The organism is Paenibacillus campinasensis, assembly GCF_002272015.1.
GTDB lineage: Bacteria > Bacillota > Bacilli > Paenibacillales > Paenibacillaceae > Paenibacillus_AQ > Paenibacillus_AQ campinasensis.
Genome location: NZ_NPBY01000040.1, coordinates 1 through 1,467 on the forward strand (window position 1 = coordinate 1; position 1,467 = coordinate 1,467).

Genomic DNA, 1,467 nt, shown 5'->3' on the forward strand with positions numbered 1-1,467 from the left:
ATGACCCCTCCCTCCCAGATCCCTTGCTATCGCGCAATACGCTCATTCAAACAACCGCTTATGTTTATCGAAAAATCGATAGAAGAATCGTACATTGTCCAGCTCAAACCATGCTGCCGTTTGCAAGGGCGTGGTATCCAGATTGTAAATTTTGGCGTTTAATGTACCTAGAACAAAGGGAGAATGCGTGGCAATAATGAATTGACTGTCAAAATAGCGTGCCAACTCATTGATCTGCTCGGCAAGCTTGATTTGGTTAGCAGGAGAAAGCGAGGTTTCCGGTTCATCCAATAAGTACAATTGTCCGGGCAGCAGGTATTCCTCAAAAAACTGCATCGAGGTCTCCCCATTTGAGTATTTTTCCTGGGAAAATTGAATGTCGTCCAGCTTCTTGGCAAACGCATAGGATGCTTCATATTCTTCAACCTGATCCTGGGATTTTCCTTTACTCCGCTGTTCATGCAACAACGCCTCCCGCAGCACGGAGGATTGCTGTATTTTCTTAATCTCATACATAATATCTTCTGACTTCAGATAGCGGCTTCCATCAGGAAGCTGCCTGATTTCTTGCTCCCGTTCATCCTGCCCGAACTGGCAGCTGCTCATCTCAAGAAACCGCTGAACATAGATACTGTGCCCATGACTGGACATCTTCTCAGCACCCTTAATATTCAACTTATTGGCTATGACATTGAGCAAAGTCGATTTGCCGCTGCCATTGTTGCCGTACAGCACCGTAATTCGATCAAACCAGAGCACCTCGCCAGCGATATGCCTAAACACATGATCCGGATATATGTTGGGATTTCGATCTGTATAACTGGAAATCTTAAAACTCCTTAAATAAATCATACTCTCTCTCCTCCCCCGCCCAATAACTTGCATTCTATTGTACCAAAAAAAGACATGGCATTCTTAGAGCCGCCCTCACCTTCCGGACGATAGACCATCCCTTCACACGATGAAACATCACTAAGTATGAAAAAAAGAATAACGCAAAACTCGCGCCATTCTTCATTCACACATGTTTATTTGATTGCCTGTTAGCCTCGGGACCGGAGCACAATTTCAATACGCTCACATGGAGTACGCCGTAAAGCGAGTGGGCAGTTTGCCTGGGCGCCTATTTCAATCCACACACTCCATAGAGTGCGACGTATAACACCGTGGGACGGTTAATCCAATCGGCGTACATTTTAATCCACGCACTCACATAGAGTGCGACAATTCGCCCCTACGAAAGCCTCCAAGCATCACTCCGGTATTTCAATCCACGCACTCACATAGAGTGCGACAGTCACTGTGGTTCGGTGTACTTCTGGTGTTTATATTTCAATCCACGCACTCACATAGAGTGCGACTTGAGTAATCGACTTCGCTTGGAGCTTGCTGGTATGATTTCAATCCACGCACTCACATAGAGTGCGACGCGGCCGCCAGAGTCTTAAATGATTCTGACTGCCCTTT

Annotated in this window: 1 protein-coding gene; it reads right to left on the reverse strand. The window is 46.1% G+C overall.

Features of this window, described 5'->3' with window-relative positions:
* Positions 1–42 precede the first annotated feature (42 nt).
* On the reverse strand, positions 43–852 hold the full coding sequence (locus CHH67_RS12925; protein ID WP_095265605.1) for an AAA family ATPase: 810 nt from the start codon (positions 850–852) through the stop codon (positions 43–45).
* Positions 853–1,467 lie beyond the last annotated feature (615 nt).

Excerpts from the sequence above, each read along its gene's own strand:
- CHH67_RS12925 (WP_095265605.1), bottom strand. The coding sequence starts at position 852 with ATGATTTATTTAAGGAGTTTTAAGATTTCCAGTTATACAGATCGAAAT.